The organism is Pseudidiomarina mangrovi (assembly GCF_003999375.1).
GTDB lineage: Bacteria > Pseudomonadota > Gammaproteobacteria > Enterobacterales > Alteromonadaceae > Pseudidiomarina > Pseudidiomarina mangrovi.
The window spans coordinates 367,982-393,453 of record NZ_RJLC01000017.1; the positions used below are offsets into that span (position 1 = coordinate 367,982).

The following is a 25,472-nucleotide window of genomic DNA, read 5'->3' on the forward strand; positions in this document are numbered from 1 at the left end:
CTGATGATTGCTCGCCGTGCAACTACGACAGTTGTGCGGCGAGTATTTGTAACGGATGAAGCGCCCGCTTCTGACTAAAACGCTGTACCTGACAGCGACACGAAAAACCAGTCGCTACCACCTGCTCCGCTGCCGCTACCGGCTGTTCCCACGATAATTGATAGAGTTTCTTGCTGGCTTCAAGATGCTGACGTTCATGACCAAAGGTACCTGCCATACCGCAGCAGCCTGTTGTTACCGGTGTTAACTCCAAATTGGCCGCGGCAAAAATCTGCTGCCATTGTTTGCCACTGGCTGGTAGAGCACTTTGCTCGGTGCAGTGGCTCAGTAAGTGACCAACCGACTGCACTTCAGCGTGTTTCAGTCGCTCCAGTTTCGGCAACTGCTCCATCAGCCATTCATGCGCTAACTGCACGGTAAAATCGTGCGCGTCAGTGCTAATCTGCCGATATTCATCGCGTAGCAATAATACCGACGCTGCGTCAACACCCACCAGCGGTATATCGAGCGCGGCAAGACGTTTGAGCAAGCCGCTGTTATGATGAGCCATCTGCTCAAATTGCTGCAGAAAACCCTTCACATGGAGGGCTTTGCCATTTCCAATGCCCTCAGCAAGTACCGCTTGGTAGCCGAGCTTGGTGATCACCTGTGCCGCCGCTTCAATCAGTTCAGCGTGGTAATAGCGCGTAAATGGATCAGCGACTAACACCACCATAGTCTGGCGCTGCTGCGCATCAAATTGTTCAATTTGCGGCACCGACAAGCGCAGCCAACCGTGCCTATCCCAGAGCTGATTCACATTCGGTACGGAAAGTTTTGGGGCATCGACATAGCCGATAGTTTGTTTCAGCAGCCAGCGGCTGAAGCGATTGTGAGTCAAGGCATTACTGAGCCGCGGAAAAACCGCTAAGCGCGGTGCTAAGCGCTCAATACCAGCGACCAGATAATCGGCCAACGGGCGTCGATACAACTGATGATACCAAGCCAAAAAGCGGGCACGAAAGGCCGGTACATCCACTTTTACCGGACATTGCGTGGCGCAAGCCTTACAAGCTAAGCAAGCGTCCATTGAGGCTTTCACCTGATGATTAAAATCGCCGCTATTGGCGTTGGCGGATTGTTTCGACCATAGCGGCGTTGCCGCGGGCATAGCGCTGACATCAACACCATCGGCGTGGGTTAACCGCAACCATTCACGAATCAGCCCGGCGCGGCCTTTTGGAGAATGAAGGCGTTCGCCGGAAACCCGATACGACGGACACATAGTGGCTTCAGCCACATAGTTAAAGCACAGTCCATTGCCATTACAGTTCATTGCCGCAGCAAAACTATCGCGTACCGCCAGCGGGATCTGCTGATCATAATGGCCACGCTTGATGGCATCAACCGATACTAACCTGGCTGTACTGTCGATCGGGGTACAAATTTTACCTGGATTAAGCCGATTGTGCGGGTCAAAAGCTGCTTTAATACGTTGCAGTTCAGGATATAACGCCCCAAAAAATCGTGGCGCATACTCAGAGCGATAGCCCTTACCGTGCTCGCCCCACATTAAACCGCCATATTTAGCTGTCAAGGCCGCTACTTGGTCGCTAATTTGCCGTAATAGTTGCTGATCGTTATCATCAGTCATATCAAGGGCTGGACGCACGTGCAGCACGCCAGCATCGACATGACCAAACATGCCATAACTGAGTTGATGATGATCGAGTAATTGCCGAAATTCAGCAATAAAAGCGGCTAAATGCTCAGGCGGCACTGCGGTATCTTCAGCAAAAGCAATAGGTTTCCGTGGCCCTTTGCTATTGCCTAATAGCCCTACCGCTTTTTTGCGCATAGCGTATATCAGATTAATACTGGCAGTCTCACGACACACCGAGTAGCCCAAAACTCCTTGTGCTGGCGCGATTGCGATAGTTTGCTCGAGGTCAGCAAGTAGCATGGCTAATTTGTTTTCGATATCAGCCGCTTCAGTGGCCGTAAATTCAACTAAATTAATACCTTGCATCTGTGGCTGTCCGGCAACTTCTTGCAGTTGCTGCTGAACTTGCTGCCAAATAATATCCTGCCGCGCTAAATTCAATACCGTGCTATCTATAGTTTCCACTGAGGTAGCTTGTGCTGCCACTAGGCGTGGTGCATGCTCCAGTGCCGCTTGAAAATCACGATACTTGATGGTCACCAACAGCCGCTGCTTGGGAATGCGATCAAGACTGAGTTTAGCCTCGGTAATAAACGCTAAGGTACCTTCAGAACCAGCTAACAACCGCGATAGATCAATAGTTTGCTGATCAGGATCGTAACAATGCTTGAGATCGTAGCCGGTCAAAAACCGGTTTAATGCTGGAAAGGTGGCATCGACCAAGGCCCGTTGATCCACACAACTGGCTATGGCCTGCCGATACAGCGCCGCTTCAACGCCCTGCCCGGCCGCGATATCACGCGCCTGCTGCAGACTACGTGGATAGGTATCAATCACCTCACCAGAGACCAATACCGCGCGCAAACCAAGCACATGATCACTGGTTTTACCGTACACCAACGAACCTTGCCCGGATGCATCGGTATTGATCATACCACCTATGGTTGCGCGGTTACTGGTGGACAAGTCTGGTGAGAAAAACCAACCACTACTGCGCAGTTGGTCATTTAATTGATCTTTGATCACACCGGCTTGACAACGAACCCAGCCCTGCTCCGTGTGTAACTCTGTGATCGCCGAAAAATGACGGCTTAAATCAATTACGATACCAGCGGTCAAGGCTTGGCCATTGGTCCCAGTACCGCCGCCGCGCGGGCTAAATTGCAGCGCCGAAAAGTCGGCACTGTTGGCTAAGCGCAACAGTGCCACCAGCGCTTGCTCAGTTTGCGGGTACAGCACTGCTTGCGGCAGCTGCTGATAAACACTGTTGTCGGTTGCAGCAATCAGCCGAGCGGCATAACTGGCATCTATATCAACGGCAATCTGACTGTGTTGTAAACGCTCAATAAAGTCACGATAAGTGTGCTGCAGCCGTTGGTACTGATCTAAAACCGCTAAGCGTTGTTTCACTACTTATGTTGCTCCGCCAAATAAAGCCATGTTTCGACCACGGTGTCCGGGTTCAATGACACCGAATCAATGCCCTGTTCAACCAGCCATGCGGCAAAATCAGCGTGATCCGATGGCCCTTGGCCACAAATACCGACATATTTACCTTTTTTCTTAGCCGCTTTTATGGCCATGGATAACATCGCTTTGACCGCTTCATTACGCTCATCAAACAGGTGTGCAATCACCCCAGAGTCGCGGTCAAGGCCGAGAGTGAGCTGAGTGAGGTCATTTGATCCAATCGAGAAACCATCAAAAATGTCGAGGAATTGCTCCGCCAGTAAAGCGTTTGACGGTAATTCACACATCATAATCACCCGCAGCCCACGTTCGCCCTGGCGCAAACCTTGTTCTGCAAGCAGGTCAATCACTTTGCGGCCCTCTTCGAGGGTACGCACGAATGGGATCATGATTTCCACGTTGGTCAGACCCATATCATTCCGAACACGCTTTAGGGCCTCACATTCCATAGCAAAACATTCACGGAAATCGTCTGAAATATAACGTGACGCACCGCGGAACCCTAACATCGGGTTTTCTTCGTGGGGCTCGTATTGACGGCCACCAACTAAGTTGGCGTATTCATTCGATTTAAAATCAGACATGCGCACAATCACGCGTTCAGGCGCGAAGGCAGCCGCTAGCGTAGCAATACCTTCTGTCAATTTACCGACATAGTATTCCCGTGGTGACGAATAGCCGGCCATCAGCGTACTAATTTGCTGCTGTAAGGCTTTGCTTTGTTGATCAAAATTAAGTAATGCTTTGGGGTGTACCCCGATCATGCGGTTAATGATGAACTCCAACCGCGCTAAACCAACCCCAGCATGGGGCAATTGCGCAAAGTCAAAAGCGCGGTCAGGGTTACCCACGTTCATCATAATTTTCAGTGGTAACGCGGGCATATCACCAACATCAGAATGATTAATATCAAAACTTAGCTGACCACTGTAGATATAGCCGGTATCGCCTTCGGCACACGACACCGTGACCGCCTCACCTGCGTTAATTTTGCTGGTGGCATCACCACAACCAACTACCGCTGGGATACCAAGCTCGCGGGCAATAATAGCGGCGTGACAGGTGCGTCCACCGCGATTAGTAACAATGGCGGCGGCGCGTTTCATGATCGGTTCCCAGTCTGGGTCGGTCATATCAGTCACTAGCACATCACCAGACTGTACCCGATCCATTTCACTGATATCGTTCAATACCCGCGCTACACCGCTACCGATCCGCTGCCCGATGGCGCGGCCTTCAGCTAAAATACTGCCTTTTTCCGCCAGGATATAGCGTTCTAAGGCTTGACCGCCTTTATTCGATTGCACCGTTTCGGGGCGCGCTTGCACAATATATAATTTGCCATCAATACCATCTTTGGCCCATTCAATATCCATTGGGCGCCCATAATGCTGCTCAATAATGACCGCTTGTCGGGCCAGCGCTTGCACCTCAGCATCAGTAATCGAGAAAGTTTGGCTCTGCTGCGCTGGTACATCAACGATAACCGTTTGCTTACCATGCTCTTCGGCATTGGAATAGATCATCTGGATCTTTTTACTACCCATATTGCGGCGCAATACCGCAGGACGACGGGCTTTTAAGGTCGGTTTATGCACATAGAATTCGTCAGGGTTAACGGCGCCCTGTACCACCATCTCACCCAAGCCGAAGCTTGAGGTGATAAACACCACCTGATCAAAACCTGATTCGGTATCGATGGTGAACATCACGCCTGATGCAGCAATATCGCTACGCACCATGCGTTGAATACCGGCCGATAACGCCACGCCACGATGGTCGTAGCCTTGGTGAACGCGATATGAAATAGCACGGTCATTAAATAATGATGCGAACACGTGCTTAATGGCTTCCATGATGTGCTCAATACCACGCACGTTCAGGAAAGTTTCTTGTTGCCCAGCAAACGAAGCATCGGGCATATCTTCTGCGGTGGCCGAACTGCGCACGGCAAAGCTCACCTGTGCATTACCGCCACTGAGCTGCTGATACGCCGTGTGAATTGCTTGCTCAAGTGCTGGTTGGAACGGCGTTTCAATCACCCACTGGCGTATTTGTTTACCGGCTTCGCCAAGTGCTTTGATATCGTTGGTGTCGAGCTGGTCGAGAATGCCATGAATACGCTCATTCAAACCACTTTGCTCAAGAAACTCATTAAAGGCGTCAGCGGTGGTGGCAAAACCATTCGGAACAACAACGCCAGCACCAGCAAGATTACTAATCATTTCGCCCAAAGAAGCGTTCTTACCGCCCACTCGCGCGACATCGTTCATCCCTAACTGATCATACCAAAGTACGTAATCTTGCACGTGATTCTGCACACTAAGTTCCTCGTTGTTATGGTCGGCAAGTGCCGCTAGACAGACTTTATTTTACACTGCTAGGCAGCACAAGTTAACATCATCTGGTAATTCATAACGGGATGATTTTTATGCGCACGGTTTTTTATATCTCTGATGGTACTGCCCTAACCGCCGAAGCCTTCGGTCGCGCCATGTTGTCGATGTTTCCATTGAAAGTGGAACACAAAACTGTCGCCTTTGTCGATTGTCCGGAAAAGGCCGCCAAAGCTGTGCATGAAATTAACCAACGCTTCGCTCAAAGTGGCGAGCGACCGATTATTTTCCACACCTTTGTTAGCGTTGATATTAAGCGCATTATTACTGCCTCGGCTGGCAGCTGCTACGACTTTTTAGATTATTTCGTAGCACCAATAAGCAAAGAACTTGGTATTGCCGCACAACCGAAAACCCATCGCACCCATGGTATCGAGGAAAATGGCGTTAAAGAAAGCTACGATGTGCGTATTGATGCGGTCAACTATTCATTGGCTAACGATGATGGCAGTAATGTAGCAGATTACGACCAAGCGGATATTATCTTGCTAGGTGTCTCGCGTACCGGTAAAACCCCGACCAGTCTCTACTTAGCTCTTCATTACGGCATTAAAGCGGCTAATTATCCGTTTACCGATGATGACAATTTCGAAAACTTGCAGCTGCCGAAAGTGCTTAAACCGCATCGCTATAAGTTGTTTGGCCTCACCTTAGAGCCACAACGGCTGCATGAAATCCGCTCGAAACGTCGCGAAGGCAGTAGCTATGCATCCTACGCGCAATGCTTGTTTGAGCTTGGTGAAGTGGAAAAAATGTACCGCCGTGAAGCGATTCCATTTTTAGATTCGACGCGGTTTTCAGTGGAAGAAATTGCCGCTAAGATATTGGCCGAAACCAATATCGAGCGGCATAGATTCTAGCCACAGCAACAGAACTGTTAGCCGCGGACGTTGGTACTCTCGAAGATTTTATCGGCTGAAGCGGCCACAAACCCAGTGTAAAGTTGATTCGGCGCAATTTCGTAGCGCTTAGCGAATTCATAAAAGCAACTCGGGATCACTTTTTCCATATCACTGAAACGCACTGGCATATGATCCGCCATGGTCGACGACTGCTCTAAAAACACCTCGGCCGAGCCCTTAATTTCGCCACCTACAGCATTTAGTCGAAAGCCCGATTGCTTGAGCGTTTCATTCACTTGTTGCAGTGAGTCAAAATCGGTTAACTCGTTGACGTTCACAGTAAAGTGATTGGCACGGAAGCCAAACGCGGCAACCCAAGCTGCGTATTCACTCTCAGCCAACAACTGCTCATAGTCCTGGCTACTGATTTGCCAATGGGTACCCGAGTATAAGAATTTGGCTTGTTGCACCGCTGCTGGGTCAATCTGCGCCACTAGCTGCTGCACCATACGCTGCAGTTGCGGTGAAAACTGCTCCACCAGAAGCTCACTGATAAAAATCTTTGGCAAGCGCGGATCGCTGTGCTCATAGTGTTTGGCAACCAATTTCTTCGCCTCGAAGTGATAGTCTTGCTTGGCTTCATAGCCCATCGCTTCGAAATGTGCTGCTAAATGTTGTAGCCGCACTGGCGCCAGATTAAAGGTACGAAATGCCACATGATCATTAATAATGACATGACCTTTACCGAGAACCTCATGGACCTTAGCGGCTGATGGCGTCAACTGAATATAGTCGTTCCATAACTGACTAAAAAATTCTTCCACATGCTGTGACATAGACTACTACAACCTCACAATGTCGATTATCCGCGCCCCTGACGGGCGTCGCGAAGTGATTCTGCAACCAAGAAAGCCAGTTCTAACACTTGATCAGCATTTAACCGTGGATCGCACTGAGTGCGATAACGCTGGGTTAGGTCCTGTTCGGCGATTTGGTATGCACCACCCGTACATTCGGTGACGTCATCACCCGTCATTTCTAAATGCACACCACCTGCATAAGTACCCTCAGCTTGATGGACCGCAAAGAACTGACGTAATTCATGATGAATAGCATCGAAGTCACGGGTTTTTAAGCCATTTTCTGCCTTTACTGTGTTGCCATGCATGGGGTCGCTCGACCACACCACATGTCGACCTTCAGCTTTAACTCGCCGCACCAGTGACGGCAGTGCCTCGGCCACAGTATTCACCCCCATCCGTGCAATTAACGTCACGCGCCCTGCTTCGTTGGCCGGGTTCAGCACATCAAGCAAGCGAATGACATCATCAGGCTGGGTGGTGGGGCCTATTTTAACACCGATCGGGTTGTTGATGCCACGCATAAACTCAACGTGAGCATGGTCTAGCTGCCTAGTGCGTTCACCAATCCAGACCATGTGCGCGGAACAATCGTACGGCAATCCAGTCAGCGTATCGGTGCGTGTTAATGCTTCTTCGTAGGGCAGCAGCAAGGCTTCATGCGAAGTGAATAATTGTGTTTCATGAATGGTGGCATTAGTGTCAGCAGTGATCCCCAACACTTCCATAAACCGCAACGCCGACTGAATCTGTTCAGCGACTTGAAGATATTTATCTTTCAATGGGTTAGCTGCAACAAAGCTCATATTCCATTTATTAACTTTGTGCAAATCAGCCAGACCGCCTTGGGCAAATGCACGCAACAAGTTCAGCGTTGCCGCGGAATGATGATAGGCCTGAATCATGCGCTGTGGATCGGGAGTTCGCGCCTGTTCGTTAAAATCGATGCCATTGATAATATCACCGCGATAAATAGGTAATGACACCCCATCGACCGTTTCTAGCGCGGTTGAACGCGGCTTGGCATATTGCCCCGCCATACGCGCTACCTTGGTCACCGGGCAAGAACCTGCAAAAGTAAGGACAATCGCCATTTGCAGAATGACCTTGAAGGTATCGCGGATTTTCGGCGCATTAAAATCGCGGAACGATTCAGCACAATCACCACCTTGTAGCAAAAATCCTTTGCCTTGGCTGACCCGCGCCAAATTAGCTCGCAGCGCACGAATTTCCTCAGCAAACACCAACGGTGGAAACTGTTTCAGTTGTGCCTCAACGGCTTGCAATTGCTCAGCCGATGGATAATCCGGTTGTTGCTGAATTGGCTTCTCCCGCCAGCTTCGTGCGCTCCACGCAGTCATGAATACCTCTTAACGTTGTTGTAATGCAGCGATTCGCTCAGCCAACGGCGGATGGCTCATAAAAAGCCGGCTGAATGAGCGTTTGCTCTGAATACCAAAGGCCATCATTGAGCCTTCTAACTGTGAATCTTGAGCGCCTTGCAGACGTTTCAATGCCGCGATCATCTTATGCGAACCAGCTAATTTTGCCGCTCCAGCATCAGCACGGAACTCACGCTGGCGCGAGAACCAAAACACAATCATGCTGGCAACAATACCAAACACCAACTCTAGCACCATAACGATACCAAAGTAGGCAAAGGTTCCTAACCCTTGGCCACTATTCGAATTGCTGCGGGTAGCGTTATCAATCAGCGATGCAATCACGCGGGCAAAGAATATCACGAAGGTGTTCACTACTCCTTGAATTAAGGTCAAGGTCACCATGTCACCGTTGGCAATGTGACTGACTTCGTGGGCTAACACGGCTTCCACTTCGTCTTCATTCATACTGCGCATCAGGCCTGTTGATACCGCCACCAACGAGCTTGATTTGCTCGCCCCAGTGGCAAAGGCATTCGGCTCTGGCGAGTCGTAAATAGCGACTTCAGGCATTGGAATACCGGCTTGCCGAGCTTGGCGTTCAACGGTATTCAGCAGCCACGCCTCGGTGCTGTTACGCGGTCGCGTGATCACCTGCGCGCCAGTAGAGCGTTTCGCCATCCAACGTGATAACAATAGCGAGATAAATGAACCACCGAAGCCAAAAACTGCGGCGAAAATTAATAAACCCATGTAACCGGAGGTATCAACGCCAAGCGCTGGCATCACCACCGACATGACAATACTTAACACCAAAATGATAGCTAAGTTTGTGGCTAAAAATAATGCAACCCGCAACATACAACATCTACCTCTCAATGATAACCACGGATACCCTACATAAGATGCGGACTATAGCCGCACAAATCAAGTCTTTAGCACTGCAAAAAGCGTTAAAATCTGTTAGTTTAGCAGCTTCAGCAACTCCCAATTTATTCAACACAGGATAGTTATCAGTGACCACCCGTAAATTACTCTTGATTAGCAGTTCTCGAGCCGCTAATAGTGGCTATTTGCAGCCTGCTTTAACGCTTCTTCAAGCGCATTTTGGAGCCGGCGAGGTACTGTTTATTCCCTACGCTGGCGTGAGTATTGATTACGACACCTATTGTGACATGGTGGCAACGGCTCTGGCCCCAGTCGGCATCAGCATTCGCGGAATTCATACCTATGCCGACCCAGTGCAGGCAGTGCAACAAGCACGCGCTATTGCGGTGGGAGGTGGCAACACCTTTCGACTGTTACAGCAACTCTATCAACACCAATTGCTCGAACCGATTCGCGCCGCTGTAGCGCGCGGAATTCCGTATGCGGGTTGGAGCGCTGGGGCTAATATTGCTGGCTTGAGTATTCGCACCACGAACGATATGCCAATTATTGAGCCACCAAGTTTCACCGCCCTTGAATTAGTGCCCTTTCAATTAAACCCACACTATAGCGACTATCAGCCACCAGGTTTTCATGGCGAAAGCCGTGATCAACGCCTCGGTGAATTTATGCAATTACACCCAGACACTCCTATTTTAGCTATACGTGAAGGCACTGCCTTAGCGATCAATAATGAGCAGATGCAGCTGGTCGGTGATAGCGATGGCTATGTGTTTATCGGCGGACAAAAGCAGCCACTCTTGGTGAATCAATCCTGTAGTAATTGGCTAATATCTAAGTAAGTGACCATGCCCTGCTGCCAGTCAACGCGGTGGGGCAATATACCCAAACATGGTGCTGCTATGCGAGCCTTCAATAAGGCGATATTTTCAGCTTGATACGGCATCGGCTCTGCGGCTAATTGATTGCCAACCCAGCCTTTTAAGCGCAAACCGCGACGCTCAATATCAGCGACCGTCAACAGCGCATGGTTCAAACACCCCAACTTCAGCCCCACCACCAGCACTACCGGAAGCTGTAATTGTTCAATCACATCAGCCAGGGTTTGCTCAGTATTGAGCGGTAACAACCAGCCGCCAGCGCCTTCGATGACTAACCAGTCGGCTGATAGCTGCTGGAGTTGTTGCAGTGCATCAGCAATTGGCGCAGCTTGCAGCGGTTTTCCAACCTGCTCGGCGGCAATATGCGGCGCAATGGGTGGCGCAAAACAGAATGGATTGACCTGGTCATAAGGCTGCTGTGCGCCTGCGGCTTGTTGTAATAACAGAGCGTCGCTATTGCGCAAACCCTGCGCGGTTGCCTCAGCACCAGCGGCTATAGGTTTACTAGCTAACACGCGAAATCCGCGCTGATAAAGCCCCTGTAGCAATGCTACAGCGCTCACCGTTTTACCAGCATCGGTATCTGTACCTGTAACAAAAAGGCAATTCATATTAACTTTTCCGCTGAGTTTGAATTGATTTTTTGCCCATAAATCAGTGCGATATTCCAATTTAATTGCAGCAGGCCACGGTCATCTCGATAGTTTTCCATGCGCCGCGTTAAGGCCTGCCAACGTGCTTTGCCGAAATATCCGGAGCTACGATCAGCGGTGTAATTCGCCCCAATGCCTTTGATGTCTGCCAGCATGTCAGACAATGATGGATAACTGATTCGATACTGCTGTACTTCAACGCGCCAGGTTATCCCCTCAACTTCAGCTAATTGTTGCTGGAGCTGCTGCTGGGTCAGTAAACGATTGTGATGAGATTGCCCATCGAGCTGTTGCATAGCGCTCATCAGCGGCTCCATAGAGCCCGCCAGTACTGTGCTAAATAGCAGCTGCCCACGCGGTTGTAGCGCGCTGACGCATTGTTGCAAACTTGCACTGAGGCGATTACACCATTGCAATGCTAAATTGGCGAAGATCACTGCCACACTCTGATGTTGTAATGGCAATTGCTCGGCGTCAGCCAATAGCCATTGCAACTGCGGCTGACAATGTTGCGCTTGGGCTAACATACCGGCCGCCAAATCAATACCGAGGTAGGTTTGCGTATACTGTGCTAATTCAGCGCTATGACTGGCTGGACCGCAACCAATATCGACCAAGCTATCGCAATGCTGCGGTAAGCTAGCCATCAGAGCTTTGCCAGTTAAACGCTGTAACTGATCATGCTGGGCATAGCTGCCCGCAGCCCGACTAAATTGCTGCGCCACGCGCTGCTTGTCATAGGCTAACTGGGTCATCACTCACCTGCTCTAGCGCTGCGGCAATAGCCAACACCAGCTGCTGAATCTGGGCGGGCTGATGCCGTGCGGAAATCACTATGCGCAGGCGCGACTGCCCAGCGGCAACGGTTGGTGGCCGCATAGCACGACAATCAATACCCTGCTCGCGCAGCTGCTCACTCAGCCGCAAGGCCCGTGACTCCGCACCTAAAATCAACGTCTGAATGGCCGCCGGTTGCCGGGTAATGGGTAATCCATAGCGCAGACATAAGTCATGGAATTGCTGAATATTATGTTGCAAGGTATCGCGTAATCGTTGCCCTTCTGCGCTCTGAATAATACTCAATGCGGCGTTAATCGCCTGTGCTTGCGCGGCCGCAAAGGCGGTTGAATACACCAGCTCACGGCTAAAATTATGCAGATACTCGGCAACTTCCTGCCGACAGGCAATGGCAGCGCCACCCACCCCAAAGGCTTTACCGAAAGTAATCGTCAGATAATCCACCTCGGTGGCGCTATATTGGGCCGCACAACTGCGGCCATCTGCACCGAGTAGACCAATGCCATGGGCATCATCGACTAAAATATCAGCAGCCGGGCAGGCCTCGCGCAATTGCGCTACCGGGGCCTGATCGCCATCCATGCTGAACACACTTTCGGTGACTAACAAGGTCTGTGCTTGCTGTGCGGCGAACTGGCCTGCAGCATGCACATCGTTATGGCTAAAACGCCGCCAACGACTGCCACTGGCTTGCGCGCCATCGAGCAATGAGGCGTGCGCCAAGCGGTCTAACAACACCTGTTGATAATGTCGCCCAATAGTACTCAGCAGGCTATGATTGGCAGCAAAGCCGCTATTAAACAGCACCACCGCTTCGCGCCCCAGCCATTCTGCCAAGCGCTCACTCAAATAGCGATGTGGCCGCTGATATCCATTCACCAGTGGCGATGCACCGCTGCCTGCGCCGTAGTCACGCACGCCGTCGCAATACGCCTTGAGCACTTGCGCATGGCGACGTAAACCAAGATAGTCATTGCTGCTAAAGTCCAGCAGCTGATCATCGTGGCAACTCACGTGGCGCCATTGCTGCAGCTGCTGACGTTGCTGCCGCGCTTGCTGCAACGCCTGTTGGAGCTGTACGTGCATGGTCTCAGCTCACTTCATAGTAGCGCGGCTGTTGCTGCTCACTGAGGTCATCGGCAATCACCGCTTGATGCACTTCATCGCTGTAATCTTCATGTGGCATCGGTTCGATACCCAGCTTGGTGAACAGCTGCTGGTCTTTACTGGCGGCAGGATTTGCCGTAGTTAATAAGCGCTCGCCGTAAAAGATCGAGTTCGCACCGGCTAAAAAGCACAATGCTTGCATTTGCTCATTCATCATTTCGCGCCCAGCCGACAGCCGCACCATTGATTTCGGCATTAAAATGCGGGCGATGGCGATGGTACGAATAAATTCAAAGGCATCGAGGTCATCAAGCTGTTCGAACGGGGTGCCGGCCACTTTAACCAGCATATTCACCGGCACACTTTCCGGATGCTGTGGCAAGTTAGCAAGCTGCTGCAGTAATCCAGCGCGGTCACGCCGGCTCTCTCCCATACCAACAATACCGCCAGCACAGACTTTCAAGCCGGCATCACGGACATTTTGTAGCGTCGTTAGGCGATCTTGATAAGTACGTGTGGTAATGATTTCACCGTAAAATTCTGGTGACGTATCGAGGTTATGGTTGTAGTAGTCCAAGCCAGCTTCACGCAGCGCCATAGCTTGCAATGGCGTTAGCATACCTAAGGTCATACAGGTTTCTAAGCCAAGCTGTTTCACCCCTTTGATCATGTCGATCAGATAGGGCATATCGCGATCTTTGGGGTTACGCCACGCTGCCCCCATGCAGAAGCGACTGGCACCTTGCTGTTTCGCCGCTGCTGCTTCAGCCAGCACTTTTTCCACCGCCAGCAGCCGTTCGCGCTCCAAGCCGGTATCATAATGCGCACTTTGCGGGCAATATTTACAATCTTCTGGACAAGCACCGGTTTTAATCGAAAGCAGCGTGCTCACCTGAACCTGATTGGCCGAAAAATGCTGCCGATGCACCTGCTGAGCGGTAAATAATAAATCGTTAAACGGTTGCGCAAAGAGTGCTTCAATAGCGTCAATTGTCCAATCGTGACGAATTTGTGCTTGAGTCATTATAAGGTCCTAACAGTGACACGGATTATGCTCGACTAGACTAAAGCGATTCCGTACACTGTCAACTTTATTAACGTCAAAATAATAACGATTGGTTATTATTTAATCAATTTAGGCCGGTTAACTGACTTTATGACACCGTTAGACCTCGAATTTGATCGTCAGCATATTTGGCACCCGTACACCTCCTTGCGCCAACCACTCCCGGTTTACCCGGTTGCGGCCGCAGAGGGGTGTGAGTTGATTCTCGCCGATGGACAGCGACTGATTGACGGCATGTCATCCTGGTGGGCTGCGATTCATGGCTACAACCACCCTACTCTTAACGCCGCTTTACAACAGCAAGCGCAACGCATGAGCCATGTGATGTTCGGCGGTATTACCCATCAACCCGCTATTGATCTCGCCAAACGCTTGGTCGAATTGAGTCCCGCGGGGCTCAATAAGGTGTTTTTCGCCGATTCTGGTTCGGTCGCTATTGAAGTCGCCATCAAGATGGCGGTGCAGTATTGGTTGAGCCGCAATTTACCGGCTAAAAATAGGCTCGCCACCATTCGCGGTGGCTATCACGGCGATACCTTTGCCGCCATGTCGGTGTGTGACCCAGTTAATGGTATGCATAGCCTGTTCGAGGGCAGCCTGCGCCAACAGTTATTTGCGCCACGACCACAATGCCCGCCGCATGAAGCCTTTGACGCCAGTGCATTGGCGCCATTAGAACAGCTTTTAGCCGCGCATGAGCATGAGTTAGCAGCACTGATCCTTGAGCCTATTGTGCAAGGCGCTGGCGGCATGCGCTTCTATCACCCCGAGTATTTACGTGGTGCGCGGCAACTTTGTGATCGCTACAATGTGCTATTGATTGCCGATGAAATTGCCACTGGATTCGGCCGCACCGGTGAACTGTTTGCCTGTGATCATTCTGGTATCAGCCCAGACATTATGTGTTTAGGTAAAGCCCTGACTGGTGGGTATTTAACTCTAGCTGCGGTATTAGTCGCCGATCATGTCGCCGACACCATTAGTCAAGGCCCAGCTGGCGGCACCTTAATGCATGGCCCGACCTTTATGGGCAATCCGTTGGCTTGTGCGGTCGCCTGCGCTTCAATTGATCTGTTACTGGCTAGCCCTTGGCGGCAACGTGTGGCCGCTATCCAGGCACAGTTGCAGGAACAATTGCAGCCAGCCAAACAGGCGACTGGGGTACATGAGGTGCGCTGTTATGGCGCCATTGGCGTCATTGAACTCAACCAACCACTCGATGTTGCCGCATTTCAACGCGACTGTGTTGCCGCCGGTGTTTGGTTGCGACCATTTGGTCGACTACTCTACTGCATGCCACCGCTGACCATCAGCAGCGAACAACTGCAAAAACTCACCCAACAGATGGTTAAAACCGCTTTTTCCTGCTGATTTTACCACTTAGCTACTTGTGTCTTCGGTAAAGCGCGGTAACATAGCGCTTTGCCCTTTTTGCTACCACTTAAATGGAGTTTGTAGGCCCATGTCGTTCGCTACAGTTGTCGATGTATTATCGGGAAAACGTGCGGTTGGTGAACAAGTCACCGTGCGCGGTTGGGTGCGTACCCGCCGTGATTCAAAAGCCGGTATCTCGTTTATCAATGTGCATGATGGTTCATGTTTTGATGCTATTCAGGCTGTTATTCCCAATACCATCAGCAATTATGACGCCGATGTACTGCGCCTCACCACTGGCTGTAGTGTTGCCGTAACCGGCACTGTTGCGGAATCAGCAGGCCAGGGTCAAGCCTTTGAACTGCAAGCTACGGCTATCGAGGTGTTTGGTTTTGTTGAAGACCCAGATACCTATCCGATGTCGCCAAAACCGCACTCCATGGAATATTTGCGTGAGTTTGCCCATTTGCGCGCGCGTACTAATATTACCGGCGCCGTCATGCGTGTGCGTAACTGTCTGTCGCAAGCCCTTCACCGCTTTTTTCATGAGCGCGGCTATTTGTGGGTGGCAACGCCAATTATTACCGCCTCAGATGCTGAGGGTGCAGGTGAATTATTCCGCGTATCGACCCTCGATATGCTCAACTTACCTCGTACCGAACAGGGCGCTGTAGATTACAGCAAAGACTTCTTTGGCAAAGAGGCGTTTCTGACTGTTTCAGGTCAGTTAAACGTTGAGACCTACGCCTGTGCGTTGTCTAAAGTGTATACCTTTGGCCCTACCTTCCGCGCCGAAAATTCCAATACCAGCCGTCACTTAGCTGAGTTTTGGATGGTCGAGCCAGAAGTTGCCTTTGCTGGCTTAGATGATATTGCCTATTTGGCCGAAGACATGCTCAAGTACGCCATCAATGCGGTGTTAACTGAGCGTGCTGATGATATGGCATTCTTCCAGCAGCGCGTTGATAAAGACGTGCTTAATCGCCTCAATCATGTGGTAAGTAACAAGTTTGTACACATGGATTACACCGATGCAGTGACTATTTTGCAAAACTGCGGCAAAAAGTTCGATTACCCAGTGCAATGGGGTACCGATTTACAATCCGAGCATGAGCGCTATTTAGCCGAAGTGCACGTGGGTGCGCCGGTAGTGTTGAAAAACTATCCGAAGGACATCAAAGCCTTCTATATGCGCCAAAACGATGATGGTAAAACGGTTGCGGCGATGGATATTTTAGCGCCAGGTATTGGCGAAATTATTGGTGGCAGTGCCCGTGAAGAACGTCTTGAGCGTCTTGATCAGCGCATGAGCGAGATGAACCTGCCGCTGGAACAGTACAGCTGGTATCGTGACTTGCGCCGCTACGGCACCGTTCCACACGCTGGCTTTGGCCTTGGTTTTGAGCGTTTGGTCACCTATGTGACTGGAATGGGCAACATTCGCGATGTGATCCCATTCCCTCGCGCGCCAAAAACCGCAGATTTCTAACCCACAGTAGTCTTAGCTACCCCAGAATTGCACCTTGCCAGACCAATCTTTGTCTGGCTTGGTGGGGGTATCTACCGCAGGTGTTCCAACATACATAAAGCCAATAATCGCCTCGTTGTCGTGCAGCTTTAACTGTTGCTTTAACAGTGTACTTTCAGTCAGCCAACCAGTCCGCCAAATCGCTCCTAAACCCTGAGCAAATGCGGCTTGCTGGAGCAAACTGGTGGCGCAAGCAGCACTCGCTAATTGCTCCCATTGTGGCACTTTGTCATGCTGCTGATAGTGTGCAAGCGCAACAATCACTAGGGGCGCGCGTAGCGGCAGTTGCTGGGCCCGTTCAACCTCAAGCGGGTTGAGTTGCTGCTGCTGTGCCGCTTGACCGAAGAACTGTGCTAACACCGGCAACTGGTGCTGGTTAAATACTATAAAACGGTAAGGCATAAGCTGACCATGGTCTGGTGCCCGTGCCGCTGCACTGAACATCACCTGCAGTTGCTCAGCACTTGGCGCCGGCGCCTGCAAACGTGGCATAGATGAGCGTTTTGTTAATAACTCCAGTGCTAACATACACAATCGACCTTATCGTTTCTGCAAGGCCTCTAGCTTAGCAAAAGATCACGCTCTGTTACATTCTCTGACTAGTGATTCGGCTAATTCTTAAGTATGCTTGCTGCACGTTAATTTTTAATCATAGGAAGCTTCGATAATGAGCGCTATTGCTAACGTCTTTGGTAAGCTGTTTGGCCTCTTGAACAGCATTCGGAAGATCATTCTTAATGTGATTTTCTTTGTTGTGTTGGCGGCATTGGTAGTGCTGATCTTCGCTGAGGATGAGCCTATTGTGGTTCCAGAGAACGGTATGCTTGTGCTTAACTTGCGTGGCAGCTTGGTAGAACAAAAAACCTACGTCGACCCTATCGATGAATTCTTTGACGGAGCATTTGGCGGTAGCGGTACCCCACCTGAAACACTACTCAGTGAGGTACTGGAAAGTATTGAGTTAGCCACTAATGATGCGCGTATCAGTGGTATCTACCTTGATTTACGTGGCTTTTCGGGCGCCGGTTTAAACAAATTGCAATTGGTTGCCGAGGCCCTGACTAAATTTCGGCAGAGTGGTAAACCAGTGCGCACCTATGCCGATTTCTATTCACAGCCACAATACTACCTCGCCGCTCATGCTGATTTCATTGGTATGAACCCGCTCGGTGGCATGATGTTTGAAGGCTTTGGCGGCTACCGCTTGTATTACAAAGATTTGCTCGAAAAACTCAAAATCAGCACACACGTATTTAAGGCGGGAGATTTTAAATCAGCGGTTGAACCATATATTCGTAACGATATGTCAGAGCAAGCTAGGCTTGCCAATAAAGAGCTCTATGACGCTCTGTGGGTAGCTTACCTGAACGGCTTAACCAACCAACGTGATCTCGATGCCCGAGTTCTGAGTGGTAGTATGGATGACTTCCGCGCCGCTATGAGCGAATACAATAACGATATGGCACAATTTGCTCTGCAATCGGGTTTGGTCGATGAATTGCTAACCCGTGAAGCATTTCGGCAGCAGCAAATCGCCCTAACCGGCCTTGATGAAGAGTCGGATACGTGGAAGCAAATCAACCACAATAGTTACTTACAAGCGCAACAACAAGACAATGTCGAGATCGAGCAAGGCGATAGCGCTGAAATCGCTTTAGTAGTTGCCCGTGGCGTGATTATGGATGGCCGTCAGCGCGCCGGCAGTATTGGTGGCGATAGTACCGCTGCCCTACTGCGCAAAGCGCGTTTGAACGAAAATACTAAAGCCGTGGTATTGCGCATCGATAGTCCTGGTGGCAGTGGCTTTGCTTCTGAGGTGATTCGTCAAGAAGTATTAGAGCTGCAAAAAGCCGGTATCCCGGTTATCGCTTCGATGAGTTCAGTCGCAGCTTCAGGCGGCTATTGGATTGCCGCCAGCGCCGATGAAATTTGGGCCTCACCCAATACCATTACTGGTTCTATCGGCGTGTTCAGTATGTTCTTTACCGGTGAGCGTGCATTGGCCGAGATTGGTGTATACAACGATGGCTATCACACCACCGAGCTACCCATTATTGATGTGACACGTGGGCTGACCGATGAAGCACGCGATGTGATCCAGCTAAGCATCAATAAATTTTATCGTGACTTTGTCAGTATGGTTGCTGACAGCCGCGGCATGACCTATGACGCAGTTCATGCGGTGGCGCAGGGTCGTGTATGGACTGGCGCGAAAGCGCAAGAACTCGGCTTAGTGGATCAACTCGGTGAACTTGATGATGCTATCTCGGCTGCTGCGCAGCGCGCTGAAATCAGCGACTACCAAGTAGTTGTAGTCGAGGAAGAATTGAGTGCTCGCGAGCAATTCTTGCATAGTATGTTTGGCGACGCACAGGTATTATTACCCGATAGCATGTTGACTCCGAGCATCAGCCCAATTGAACAAGAGTTACGCCATGTATGGCAACAATTGAGCGTGCTGCAACAGTTTAATGATCCGCGTGGCAGCTACGCTTTGTGTGAGCTTTGTCCAACGGATTAAGTAGCCGAAGGACAATTATGACCGCACCACGTAAACGCATTTACGTCGCCTATACCGGCGGTACTATTGGTATGCAAAAATCGGCACAGGGGTATATTCCTGTGCCAGGTTTTTTATCTGAATGCGTGGGCAATATGCCCGAGTTCTTTCGGCCAGAAATGCCCGAATTTACCATCTCTGAATACGCCCCATTAATGGATTCATCCGACATGACGCCAGCCGATTGGCTGCATATTGCCGAGGATATCCAACGTAATTACCATGAGTATGATGGCTTCGTTATCTTACATGGTACTGACACCATGGCTTATACTGCCTCAGCACTGTCGTTTATGTTTGAGAATTTGGCTAAACCGGTAATCATTACTGGCTCACAAATTCCGCTGGCAGCGTTGCGTTCTGATGGCCAAACTAATCTATTGAATGCCTTATATATAGCTGCTAACTACCCTATTCATGAAGTCGCGTTATTCTTCAATAACCTGCTCTATCGCGGTAATCGTGCCACTAAAGCCGATGCCAATGGCTTCCAAGCATTTGACTCGCCTAACTTTCCAGCCTTACTCGAGGCCGGTATTCAAATCAACGTCGTGGAAGGTCAGATTCAACCCTTAGGTCAACAGCCGCTGCAGCTGACAGCGGTAACGCCACAAGCAATTGGCGTAGTGACCTTGTACCCCGGTATTTCTGCCAAGATCGTGGATAACTTATTGCAGCAGCCGGTAAAGGCCCTGATCTTACAAAGTTACGGGGTTGGTAACGCGCCACAGAACCCGCAATTACTCGCCAGCATAGAACGTGGTATCCAAGCCGGTGCTATCGTACTGAACCTCACCCAATGTTTTAAAGGCAAAGTAAATATGGGCGGCTATGCTACGGGTAATGCCTTAGCGCAAATTGGTGTCGTCAGCGGTCATGACATGACCATAGAAGCGGCTTTAACCAAACTCCACTATCTGCTTTCACAATCCTTGCCAAGCGCAGAAATTCGAACCTTGCTCGAAACCAATCTACGTGGCGAATTATCTGCATAAATTCACTAATTGAAAATTAGGCAAAAAAAGGCTCGGGATCAATTGGAAGGATCCCGAGCTCAGGGGAATGGCTCAATCAGGTTGAGCCGTGCGCTAACTCGAAATTATTCGAGGGGTAAAAACTAGTCTAGACCGCTATGGCTAAAATGCTAATTTTTTCTGCATATTTTTTATGCAATTTTTAAGCAAAGACTAACTCGGTAGCGAACCACGCTGCGCACGACCAAATAATTGATAGAAATTTTGGCTAGTGTGTTCGGCGACTTGTTCAATCGTCAATCCTTTCACCTCAGCAATACAACGGGCTACATCGGCCACATAAGCCGGCTGATTTTGTTTACCACGGTGTGGTACCGGTGCTAACCACGGGCTGTCTGTTTCAATCAACAAACGCTCTATCGGTAACGCCTTGACCACATCACGCAGCGCTTTGGCGTTGGCAAAACTGACAATCCCTGAAATTGATATATAAAAGCCCAGTTGTTCAATGGCTTGCTCTGCCATAGCCAGTGACTCCGTAAAACAATGCAACACGCCACCGCAGTGCTCGGCGCCACCATTACGAAGGATATCTAGGGTATCTTGCTGGGCGTCACGGGTGTGAATAATCAACGGCTTCTCAAGCTGCCGTGCCACCTCAACATGGTAACTAAAGCTTTGTTGCTGTTGTGCTTTAGTATCGGCGGCATAAAAATAATCAAGCCCGGTTTCACCTATGGCTACCACGTTATCTTGTTGCGCATAGGCCAATAATTGCTCGCGTGCCAGATCATGCTCAGCGATATAAAGCGGATGCGCCCCACAAGAAATGACTACTTCGGGATAATCTGCTACTAAGGCTTGCATGGCCGGAAATTCTTCCAGAGTCACGCCAATACAGAGCATGCGCTCTACTTTAGCGGCTTTCGCTTGGGCAATGACGTTGGCAAATTGACCATCAAACAAGCTTAAATCGAGCTTGTCGAGGTGACAGTGAGAATCAATAAACACGACTACTCCTACTACATGGTCGCGGTGGGTGTACCAGAATTACCCAAGTTAGCTAATTTAGTCTCAATACGATTGCGTAAATGCGACTTATCGTCTTTGAATTGAATACCAATACCACGTTGTTCTGAGCGCCCTGCCGTAGCCGGCGACAACCACACCACCGTACCTTTCACCAAGGTATCCTCAGTATCACCGGGCAAGCGCACCACGACGGTTAATTCATCAGCCAATTTAAAGCGTTCTTCGGTGGCCAGAAACAGCGCACCGTGCTTGATAAATGGCATATAAGCCCGCCGCAGTTGCTCTTCGGTTTCAATAGTAAGCCGTTTGACTGCCATATTATCGCCACCTCGCCCATAACGATTGCACCAGCAAGGCGCCGTTTAAGCCGCTCTGCTCAGTTGCCATTTTGCGCGTAGCATAACACGATTTCAACCATTCGCTGAACTGGCTCGCAGATATCTGCTGCTGCTTCAGCCATGGCTTGGCCATCGCTAATAAACTCGGTTGACGCAACTGTTCAACAGGTAAACCTTGTTGAATGCGCAGTAAGTCTCCGAGCAACTGTTCACTGGCATCGAGCCAACTCGACCAGTCACCGCGATCCAGATCGGGCCAGCGTTGCTGACCAAACCATGCAGTTGCCAACACAGTGACGCGATCAGCAGGAAAGTCATTGTTTTCAATCCAACGCAGCACCTGCACTGGCGCTTGTGGATGTTGCTGCAATAACTGCAATTCTACCGCGCTCGGGTGACGTTGTAAGTGCTGCGCTAACCACTGCTGCAAAATACTCAGCTCAGGTGGGCTAATCACATGAATCTGCATGCGACTGCGCAACGTCGGTAGCAAACTCGAGACGCGCCGAGGGCTGAGGATAAAATAGGTATCGGCGGTTGGCTCTTCCAAGGTTTTTAGCAGAGCATTAGCGGCGGTCACCGTCATCCGATCGGCTTGATTGATCCACACCACTTTGCCACCAAATTGATTGGCAGTATGCTGTAATTGTGAGGTCAGCTCGCGAATTACATCCACCCCAATAGCCTTATCATCGACGCTATCCAAAGCATAGTAATCGGGATGACTACCAGCCGCGGCCAATAAACAGCTTTTACAGCGTCCACAGGCTTGTTGCTGAGGTTGCTGACATAACAACAAGCGCACAAACTGTTGGATCAACCGATCACTACCCAATTCGGGTTGCCAAGCAATGCAGTGCGCATGGCTCAAACGTTGTTGCGCTAAATCATTGCGTAAAGTCAGCCATAACGGTCGTAGCCAGGGCAACTGCACGGTTAGTACCCCCAATGCCGCAGCTGTTCGGTAAGCGCCGCCGTGAGTTGCTGTTGCACCGCACTAATATCACGTCCGGCATCAATCACCACGATGCTAGGGTCGGCTGCCGCTAGCTCTAGATAACGCGCCCGGGTGCGCTCAAAAAAACTCAGATGCTCTTGTTCAATGCGGTCTAGATCGCCACGTTGCCGTGCCCGCTGTAGGCCAACTGCTGGGTCTATATCTAACAGCAAGGTCAAATCCGGTTTAAAATCGCCCAGCACCAACTGTTTTAATTGCTGTAATAGCGTATCGCCTAATTGCCGGCCACCGCCTTGATAGGCACGTGATGATAAATCATGACGGTCACCCACCACCCAATGACCCTCAGCCAATGCGGGTTTGATGACATTAGTGACTAATTGTACGCGGCTGGCATACATCAGTAATAATTCTGTTTGTTCGGCAATATGCTCCTGCCAATGCTGCTTGACCAGCCCGCGCAGGGCCTCAGCTAATGGCGTACCGCCCGGCTCTCGGACTGTTTTCAACGGCAGTTTATAATGCTCCAATAGCGCACAAACGTGCGCCATAGCGGTACTTTTACCCGCCCCTTCTAGACCTTCAATGACAATAAATTTTCCAGCTGTCATGCTTAGCGTTGCTTCCGTTGATAGCGATTGACCGCTTGCTGATGTTGCTCATAGGTTTGCGAGAATACATGCCCACCACTGCCATCTGCAACAAAGTAAAAATAATCACTCTGCGCTGGCTGTGCCGCAGCTGCTAAACTGGCGCGGCTAACCATGGCAATGGGTGTTGGCGGCAGGCCAGCAATACGGTAGGTATTATAAGGCGTTTCTTGACGCAAATGAACGCGGGTCAAGTTGCCGTCAAAATCGTCAATACCATAAATAGTGGTTGGGTCAGATTGTAAGCGCATGTTGGCGTTGAGACGATTCACAAACACCGAACTAACCAGAGCGCGCTCGCCGTCCATACCGGTCTCTTTTTCTATGATCGAGGCCATAATCAGCAGTTCATAGGGGTTTTTATAGGGTAAGTTGTCGGCGCGCTGTTGCCATTGTAGTTGCAGCTCAGCCAACAATTTTTGATGCGCTTGGCGCAATAGCGTGAGGTCGTCACTGTAGGCTTGATAACTAAAGGTATCGGGCATCAACAAGCCTTCCAGGCTCAAATAGGTCGCGGCTGGGCCGGCAATCGCCTTCAGCAGTTCATTCTCATTCAACTGCTGACTGCGCCCTTGCAGGTATGGATGTTGCTGCAATTGTTGCTGCCACTGCCGCCACGTTTGACCTTCAATCAGGGTGATCTGGAATTGGTGCTGCTGGCCCTGCTCAAGGCGTTGCCAGAAACTGCGCAAGGTTAGCCCGGGCTCAAGCTGATACACCCCCGCTTTAAGGTGTGCAGGATTAACCCAGATACGGCTACTGTAATAGGCCAAACGTGGAAATTTGAGTAAATTCTCGCGCGCTAATAAGCGCACTGTCGTGCCAGCATTGGCACCGCGGCTAATTTCGAGTAATTGACCGTGCTGTAAGTTGCTCAGTGGCTGTTGCAGTAACCACCAACTGGCCGCCAAGCCGATGCTGATCACCAGCATCGCCATTGTCAACAGGCTTATGAGGATACGTTTGACTGCCACCAACATGAAAGAGTCTCTGGTATTTCGACGTCTGCCAAGGCTTGCCCATCAAGCGTGGCTACTGCGCGAAAACCTTGTACAGAATTACATAAAAACGCCTGCTCTGCAGCAAGCAGATGCGCTAATTTAAAGTGACCTAATGCCACTTCACTGAGCAAACCTAACTGCAGAACCTGCTGTCTTAGCACACCAGCTACACCTGCAGCGCTTAATTGTGGCGTATACCAACGCTTACCGACGCGCCAAAATATGTTGCTACTCACCGCTTCAGTGACATGCTGATGCTGATCAAGCACCACCAGCTCGTCATAACCGCGTTGCTCACGTTCATCGGCCAGTAACACTTGCTCCAGACGATTAAGGCTTTTTAACCCTGCCAAAAGTGGCTGACAACCTAACTGCAATTCAGCAACACCGAGCTTGGCGGGCGCCAATACTGTCGGTTGATGCGCCGTTGCACTGACGTACCATTGGCTTTGATACTCACCGTGGGGGCTGTAACCACGCCCGCCTGAACCGCGAGTGATGATGACTTTAACCACTGCACAGGAAAAATCTGCCGCCGCTGCCAGCACACAATCATGCACACGTTGTTGATCGGGTAAACTGATACGCAAGCGTTCACAAGCCAGTTGCAAGCGTTGCCAATGCGCGGGCCACAGCAGCGCCTGCTGGTGCTGAACCAGTAACGTGGTGAAATGCCCGTCGGCAAATTGCAGACCGCGGTCTAGCTGCTGCGCAGCGAGGTGAATACCGTTATGCCACATAGAAAAAAGGCGGAATTTTCATTCCGCCTCCTTAGCAAGTGATCACACCGAAGTGTAATTAGCTCGCGTGATTCTTGATGTAATCGATAGCGGTTTGAACCGTTTTGATTTTTTCCGCTTCTTCATCTGGAATTTCAGTTTCAAACTCTTCTTCTAACGCCATCACCAGCTCAACTGTGTCCAGTGAGTCAGCGCCTAGGTCGTTTTCAAAAGAAGCTTCTGGTTTAACTTCTTCTTCTTTAACACCCAGTTGTTCGATGATGATTTTTTTAACGCGTTCTTCGATAGTGCTCATTGTGTTTCCCTTGATTTTCGGTCACATGTTCAAAATT

The 25,472-nt window shown here is 50.3% G+C and carries 23 protein-coding genes; 6 read left to right on the top strand and 17 right to left on the bottom strand.

Features of this window, described 5'->3' with window-relative positions; genetic code table 11:
* Positions 1 to 22: 22 nt before the first annotated feature.
* Together ydiJ and ppsA are read right to left on the bottom strand one after the other, a co-directional pair.
* Positions 23 to 3,052, bottom strand: a complete 3,030-nt coding sequence (gene ydiJ, locus EFO84_RS11035; protein WP_240642699.1) for a D-2-hydroxyglutarate dehydrogenase YdiJ — start codon at positions 3,050 to 3,052, stop codon at positions 23 to 25.
* Positions 3,052 to 5,421 carry a phosphoenolpyruvate synthase gene (gene ppsA, locus EFO84_RS11040; protein WP_127348248.1) on the bottom strand — a complete coding sequence of 790 codons (2,370 nt, stop codon included), beginning with the start codon at positions 5,419 to 5,421 and terminating at the stop codon, positions 3,052 to 3,054. Before ppsA ends, ydiJ begins: the two co-directional genes overlap by 1 nt.
* A 122-nt stretch (positions 5,422 to 5,543) precedes the next feature.
* On the opposite strand from ppsA, the gene ppsR reads away from it, so the two are divergent.
* A complete protein-coding gene (ppsR, locus tag EFO84_RS11045; protein ID WP_127348107.1) occupies positions 5,544 to 6,368 on the top strand; it encodes a posphoenolpyruvate synthetase regulatory kinase/phosphorylase PpsR in 825 nt (274 codons plus the stop codon).
* A 17-nt stretch (positions 6,369 to 6,385) separates the two neighbouring features.
* On the opposite strand, the gene EFO84_RS11050 is transcribed toward ppsR, so the two are convergent.
* From EFO84_RS11050 to htpX, 3 genes are read right to left on the bottom strand one after another with little or no spacing between them, the layout of a single operon-like run.
* Positions 6,386 to 7,186, bottom strand: coding sequence for a DUF1338 domain-containing protein (locus EFO84_RS11050; protein WP_127348108.1), 801 nt, complete (start codon positions 7,184 to 7,186; stop codon positions 6,386 to 6,388).
* 26 nt (positions 7,187 to 7,212) lie between these two features.
* Entirely contained in the window at positions 7,213 to 8,571 is a 1,359-nt protein-coding gene (locus tag EFO84_RS11055) for a class II 3-deoxy-7-phosphoheptulonate synthase (protein WP_127348109.1), read from the bottom strand.
* Between the two features lie 9 nt (positions 8,572 to 8,580).
* The gene (gene htpX, locus EFO84_RS11060) at positions 8,581 to 9,453 is read right to left on the bottom strand and encodes a protease HtpX (protein WP_127348110.1); all 873 of its coding nucleotides are present in this window, start codon (positions 9,451 to 9,453) and stop codon (positions 8,581 to 8,583) included.
* A gap of 155 nt (positions 9,454 to 9,608) precedes the next feature.
* Here htpX and pepE point away from each other — a divergent pair, with 155 nt between their 5' ends.
* Positions 9,609 to 10,322, top strand: a complete 714-nt coding sequence (pepE, locus tag EFO84_RS11065) for a dipeptidase PepE (protein ID WP_127348111.1) — start codon at positions 9,609 to 9,611, stop codon at positions 10,320 to 10,322.
* On the opposite strand, the gene bioD is transcribed toward pepE, so the two are convergent.
* From bioD to bioB, 4 genes are read right to left on the bottom strand one after another with little or no spacing between them, the layout of a single operon-like run.
* Positions 10,289 to 10,972: a dethiobiotin synthase gene (gene bioD, locus EFO84_RS11070; protein WP_127348112.1), complete on the bottom strand. Its 684-nt coding sequence runs from the start codon at positions 10,970 to 10,972 to the stop codon at positions 10,289 to 10,291. The two genes, pepE and bioD, sit on opposite strands and share 34 nt — an antisense overlap.
* Positions 10,969 to 11,769, bottom strand: coding sequence for a methyltransferase domain-containing protein (locus EFO84_RS11075; protein WP_127348113.1), 801 nt, complete (start codon positions 11,767 to 11,769; stop codon positions 10,969 to 10,971). The genes bioD and EFO84_RS11075 overlap by 4 nt, the downstream gene beginning before the upstream one ends.
* The gene (locus EFO84_RS11080) at positions 11,750 to 12,898 is read right to left on the bottom strand and encodes an aminotransferase class I/II-fold pyridoxal phosphate-dependent enzyme (protein ID WP_127348114.1); all 1,149 of its coding nucleotides are present in this window, start codon (positions 12,896 to 12,898) and stop codon (positions 11,750 to 11,752) included. The genes EFO84_RS11075 and EFO84_RS11080 overlap by 20 nt, the downstream gene beginning before the upstream one ends.
* 4 nt (positions 12,899 to 12,902) lie before the next feature.
* Positions 12,903 to 13,943 (bottom strand): biotin synthase BioB, encoded by a 1,041-nt coding sequence (gene bioB, locus EFO84_RS11085; protein WP_127348115.1) that lies wholly within the window; start codon positions 13,941 to 13,943, stop codon positions 12,903 to 12,905.
* Between the two features lie 132 nt (positions 13,944 to 14,075).
* Here bioB and bioA point away from each other — a divergent pair, with 132 nt between their 5' ends.
* Complete coding sequence (bioA, locus tag EFO84_RS11090; protein WP_127348116.1) at positions 14,076 to 15,356, top strand: adenosylmethionine--8-amino-7-oxononanoate transaminase; 1,281 nt, start codon at positions 14,076 to 14,078, stop codon at positions 15,354 to 15,356.
* Between the two features lie 91 nt (positions 15,357 to 15,447).
* Positions 15,448 to 16,848, top strand: coding sequence for an asparagine--tRNA ligase (gene asnS, locus EFO84_RS11095; RefSeq protein WP_127348117.1), 1,401 nt, complete (start codon positions 15,448 to 15,450; stop codon positions 16,846 to 16,848).
* Positions 16,849 to 16,860: 12 nt separating this feature from the next.
* Here the strand turns inward: asnS and EFO84_RS11100 are convergent, their stop codons facing one another.
* Positions 16,861 to 17,379 (bottom strand): nitroreductase family protein, encoded by a 519-nt coding sequence (locus tag EFO84_RS11100; RefSeq protein WP_240642700.1) that lies wholly within the window; start codon positions 17,377 to 17,379, stop codon positions 16,861 to 16,863.
* 175 nt (positions 17,380 to 17,554) lie between these two features.
* Here EFO84_RS11100 and sppA point away from each other — a divergent pair, with 175 nt between their 5' ends.
* Positions 17,555 to 19,408: a signal peptide peptidase SppA gene (sppA, locus tag EFO84_RS11105; RefSeq protein ID WP_240642701.1), complete on the top strand. Its 1,854-nt coding sequence runs from the start codon at positions 17,555 to 17,557 to the stop codon at positions 19,406 to 19,408.
* 17 nt (positions 19,409 to 19,425) lie between these two features.
* On the top strand, positions 19,426 to 20,442 hold the full coding sequence (ansA, locus tag EFO84_RS11110; RefSeq protein ID WP_127348119.1) for an asparaginase: 1,017 nt from the start codon (positions 19,426 to 19,428) through the stop codon (positions 20,440 to 20,442).
* Between the two features lie 192 nt (positions 20,443 to 20,634).
* On the opposite strand, the gene EFO84_RS11115 is transcribed toward ansA, so the two are convergent.
* The 7 genes from EFO84_RS11115 to acpP are packed head-to-tail and all read right to left on the bottom strand — an operon-like array spanning position 20,635 to position 25,435.
* Positions 20,635 to 21,432: a TatD family hydrolase gene (locus EFO84_RS11115; protein WP_127348120.1), complete on the bottom strand. Its 798-nt coding sequence runs from the start codon at positions 21,430 to 21,432 to the stop codon at positions 20,635 to 20,637.
* 11 nt (positions 21,433 to 21,443) lie between these two features.
* The gene (locus EFO84_RS11120; RefSeq protein WP_127348121.1) at positions 21,444 to 21,770 is read right to left on the bottom strand and encodes a PilZ domain-containing protein; all 327 of its coding nucleotides are present in this window, start codon (positions 21,768 to 21,770) and stop codon (positions 21,444 to 21,446) included.
* 1 nt (position 21,771) lies between these two features.
* On the bottom strand, positions 21,772 to 22,725 hold the full coding sequence (locus tag EFO84_RS11125; protein ID WP_164742438.1) for a hypothetical protein: 954 nt from the start codon (positions 22,723 to 22,725) through the stop codon (positions 21,772 to 21,774).
* 2 nt (positions 22,726 to 22,727) lie between these two features.
* On the bottom strand, positions 22,728 to 23,360 hold the full coding sequence (gene tmk, locus EFO84_RS11130; protein WP_127348123.1) for a dTMP kinase: 633 nt from the start codon (positions 23,358 to 23,360) through the stop codon (positions 22,728 to 22,730).
* Positions 23,361 to 23,362: 2 nt separating this feature from the next.
* Positions 23,363 to 24,379: an endolytic transglycosylase MltG gene (mltG, locus tag EFO84_RS11135; RefSeq protein WP_127348124.1), complete on the bottom strand. Its 1,017-nt coding sequence runs from the start codon at positions 24,377 to 24,379 to the stop codon at positions 23,363 to 23,365.
* A complete protein-coding gene (gene pabC, locus EFO84_RS11140; protein ID WP_127348125.1) occupies positions 24,349 to 25,140 on the bottom strand; it encodes an aminodeoxychorismate lyase in 792 nt (263 codons plus the stop codon). The genes mltG and pabC overlap by 31 nt, the downstream gene beginning before the upstream one ends.
* A 58-nt stretch (positions 25,141 to 25,198) precedes the next feature.
* Positions 25,199 to 25,435, bottom strand: coding sequence for an acyl carrier protein (acpP, locus tag EFO84_RS11145; protein ID WP_127348126.1), 237 nt, complete (start codon positions 25,433 to 25,435; stop codon positions 25,199 to 25,201).
* Positions 25,436 to 25,472 lie beyond the last annotated feature (37 nt).